The sequence below is a fragment of the Actinocorallia lasiicapitis genome, from assembly GCF_054778695.1.
Window position 1 is genome coordinate 1 of sequence record NZ_BAAGZI010000519.1, and the last position, 3,383, is coordinate 3,383.

Annotated in this window: 5 protein-coding genes; 1 reads left to right on the top strand and 4 read right to left on the bottom strand. The window is 69.1% G+C overall.

What is annotated here, in order from left to right:
* A partial coding sequence (locus ACYVE7_RS31375; protein ID WP_460369854.1) for a hypothetical protein occupies positions 1-210 on the bottom strand: 210 nt, incomplete at its 3' end.
* 52 nt (positions 211-262) lie between these two features.
* Here ACYVE7_RS31375 and ACYVE7_RS31380 point away from each other — a divergent pair.
* The gene (locus ACYVE7_RS31380) at positions 263-1,216 is read left to right on the top strand and encodes a magnesium transporter CorA family protein (protein ID WP_460369857.1); all 954 of its coding nucleotides are present in this window, start codon (positions 263-265) and stop codon (positions 1,214-1,216) included.
* A gap of 50 nt (positions 1,217-1,266) precedes the next feature.
* Here ACYVE7_RS31380 and ACYVE7_RS31385 read toward each other — a convergent pair whose 3' ends face one another.
* The 3 genes from ACYVE7_RS31385 to ACYVE7_RS31395 form a co-directional block, all read right to left on the bottom strand.
* Positions 1,267-2,580, bottom strand: a complete 1,314-nt coding sequence (locus ACYVE7_RS31385; protein ID WP_460369859.1) for a DUF2252 domain-containing protein — start codon at positions 2,578-2,580, stop codon at positions 1,267-1,269.
* Positions 2,581-2,642: 62 nt separating this feature from the next.
* Positions 2,643-3,068, bottom strand: coding sequence for a PPOX class F420-dependent oxidoreductase (locus ACYVE7_RS31390; protein ID WP_460369860.1), 426 nt, complete (start codon positions 3,066-3,068; stop codon positions 2,643-2,645).
* A gap of 74 nt (positions 3,069-3,142) precedes the next feature.
* Positions 3,143-3,383, bottom strand: a 241-nt coding sequence (locus tag ACYVE7_RS31395; protein WP_460369862.1) for an ROK family protein, incomplete at its 5' end; no start/stop codon positions are given.

The following is a 3,383-nucleotide window of genomic DNA, read 5'->3' on the forward strand; positions in this document are numbered from 1 at the left end:
GTCGGCCGCGACGTACCGGAGCCGGCGGCCCCGCGACAGGGCGCGGAACGCCGGGCCGCCGCCGCACGGCAGGTCCAGGACCACCGAGTCGTCGGCCGCCGAGGCCAGCTCGCCGACGCTCCGCCAGAGCCGGTTGATCTCATAGCCCCACAGGGCATGGCCGCCCGCCCAGGCGACCGGGTAGTTCGTCCCGCCGAAGAGATCAGCCATGCCCTTTACTTTAAAGTTCGGCCGACCGGGCATCCCCACCGGCGTGTGCATCGTGAAGACCAGAGCCTGGAAGGACGGGGCCCTGACCGCCAGGGACTTCCCCGTCGAGCAGGTCAGCGCCCAGATCTCGGGGGGTGCGATCGTCTGGGTCGACATGTGCCAGCACCATCCGGAGGACCTGAAGACCCTCGCCACGGAACTGCGGCTCGACCCGCTGTCGGTCGAGGACGCCGTGTCGCAACACGAACGCGCCAAGATCGAACTCCGTCCTGGCCACATGTTCCTCACCGTCTATTCGACCAAGGTGGCCGACGGCTCACTCACCTCCGAGCAGGTGTCCGCCTTCGTCACCGAAGGCGCGTTCGTCACGGTCCGCTCCGGCTCCGAGTTCGACGTGAAAGAGCTGAGGGACCGCTGGTCCGACGCGATGACGACCAACGGCACCATCTACCTGCTCCACGGATTCCTCGACCTGATCGTCGACCAGCACTTCGTCTCCATCCAGGCCCTCGACGACGAGCTCGACACGGTCGAGGACGCGCTGTTCTCGGACAAGTCCGACGATCCCGCCGTCCAGCGCCGCACCTTCACGCTGCGCCGCTCGCTGGTCCTGCTGAGCCATGTCGTCCTGCCGATGCGGGAGATCGTCAACACCCTGCTCCGCCGCGATCTGAAGATCGTCCCCGAGGCGCTGACCCCTTACTTCCAGGACATCTACGACCACACGCTGCGCGCCACCGAGTGGACGGGAAGCCTGCGCGAACTGGTCTCGAACGTCATGGAGACCCGGATCGCGCTGCACGGCAACCAGATGAACGAGGCCATGAAGAAGGTCACCGGCTGGGCCGCGATGATCGCGATCCCGACGGCCGTCACCGGCTTCTACGGCATGAACGTCCCCTACCCCGGCACCGGCAAGTCCTGGGGCTTCTGGTTCTGCATGAGCGTCCTCCTCGTCGCGACCATCGCCCTCTACACCACCTTCAAACGCCGCAACTGGCTCTGACGTGCTTCGGCCCCGCGCGAAGGGGCGCGGGGCCGAAGCACGTCGAACCGTCAGGAGATCGCGGCGGCGAAGGCGGCGTGGTCCTTCAGGGTCTGGTCGGCGTAGGCGAGGGCGAACTCGGCGATCGCCTCGTCGAAGCCGGAGGAGTGGCCGAGGTAGCCGGCCAGCCGGATCCGGGGGCCCGTCGTCGCGTGGCCCACCGCCAGGGCGCGGGCGCAGAGCTTCGCGTACAGGCGCAGACCGGCGGGCTTCAGCTTGTTGAGGTCGATGGAGCCCTTCATGTCGCGGAGCTGGCGCCAGTAGTACTGGTTCGGGCCGTCCGCCGACCAGCCGAGGAAGATGTCGCTGACGGTCTGCAGGCTGCGCTGGCCCGCGACGACCCTGCGGCCCTGGTTCCGGTAGACGCTCGGCGCCAGATAAGGCTCCAGGACCGACCGGGTGGCCTGCTTGATCTGCAGGACCAGCGGGTCGTGGGCGTCACGGCCCTGGAGGACCACGATGAAGCAGCGGGTGCCGACACTGCCCACCCCGACGACCTTCCGGCCCGCGTCCATGTACCGGTACTCGCCCAGCAGGGCGGCGACGTCCTCGCGGAGCGACCGGCTGTACTCGGCCAGCGAATGCTTGACCAGGTCCTCGGAGTCGGCGCTGGTGTCGCGCAGCAGCAGCGGCGGCTGATCGACGATCTCCAGCCTGCCGTCGACGTTCTGCGTCAGCTTCTCGGTGGCCTGCAGGTTGTCGCGGGAGCGGGCGTGCGCCAGCAGATGCTCGGCGCGCTCCCGCATCCCGTGCTTCTTGATCTCCGAGAGGATGTCCTCGGCGTTGGTGAGGGCGTAGTAGACGTCGAGGTTCGGCATCTCCGACAGCTCGTGCACCCGCTCGCGATAAGAGGCCGTCGCACCCCGGGCGAGCTTGTGGGCGAACGTGTCGTCGTGGCCGAGATCCCGGGCCGCGACGACCAGGCTCGCCGCGAGCCGCTTGAGATCCCACTCCCACGGGCCCGGCAGGGTCTCGTCGAAGTCGTTGACGTCGAAGATCAGCGACCGTTCCGGCGACGCGTACAGCCCGAAGTTCATCAGATGGGAGTCACCGCACGCCTGGACCGTCAACCCCGTCGAAGGCGTCCCCGACAAGTCGGACGCCATCACCGCCGCCGAACCGCGCAGGAACGCGAACGGGCTCGCCGCCATCCGCTCATGCCGCAGCGGCACCAGATCGGGCAGGCGCTGCTCGTCCTGCGCGAACAGGATCCGGACCGGGCTTTTGCGGCCCGCGGGCGGATCCCACTGGGCCTGCGAGGACCTCGGGACGCGCTTGCGCAACGCCTTGCCTGCCTTGTACTCATCGCGCGGTGTGCCGGTCATGTTCCAGGTCTTCCTGAATCCGGCCCAAACCAAGCCCGGCCCCGCACCAACAAATCCCCAGGTCAGCCCGTCAGGTCGCGTTCCGCGATGACCTTGTCGATACGGATCCTGACCACCAGCTGGCCCGGCTTGGCGAAGTTCTCCGCGTACTTCTCGGCGTGCTCGGCGCCCAGGTAGCGGGCGGCGATCTGGGTGGCCCAGTGGCGGACCGTCGGCAGATCGTCGTCCAGCTCCGCGACGCCCTCCAGGATCACGAACGCGAACGGCGGGTTCTCGTCGTCGACACAGAACGCGGCCCGCGGATCACGCGCCAGATCGCGGCCCTTCACCGAGTCGGCGGCCGTGTTGAACACGACGTCGTCGCCGTGGATCACGAACCAGACGGGCGCCACATGCGGCCGCCCGTCGGCCCTGACGGTCGCGAGCTTCCCCGTCCTGGTGCCCTCCGACGCCAGCGCACGCCACTCCTGATCGGTCATCTTCGCCATGGACGATCCCCCTTCGCCTCGGCGACCGCCCCCCGACGGCCCGTCCCCCCCATCTTCACCGACCGGCGGGACGGTCAAACGGGCAGGGGGTCGGCGAACACCCGGTTCAGGACCAGGTCGGCGGCGCCCAGCGACGCCGCCGTGACGCCGAGACCCGACAGGAGCAGCTCGCAGGGGGCCAGCTCGGCGGCGAGGACGTGCGCGTCCAGCTCGTCGCGGAGGACGTCGAGGAACCAGGGGGCGAGGGCCGCGAACGAGCCGCCGAGGATCAGGGCGCTCGGGTTCAGCAGGTTGACCAGGGCGGCAGCGCCGCGG

Excerpts from the sequence above, each read along its gene's own strand:
- ACYVE7_RS31385 (WP_460369859.1), bottom strand. The coding sequence starts at position 2,580 with ATGACCGGCACACCGCGCGATGAGTACAAGGCAGGCAAGGCGTTGCGC.
- ACYVE7_RS31390 (WP_460369860.1), bottom strand. The coding sequence starts at position 3,068 with ATGGCGAAGATGACCGATCAGGAGTGGCGTGCGCTGGCGTCGGAGGGC.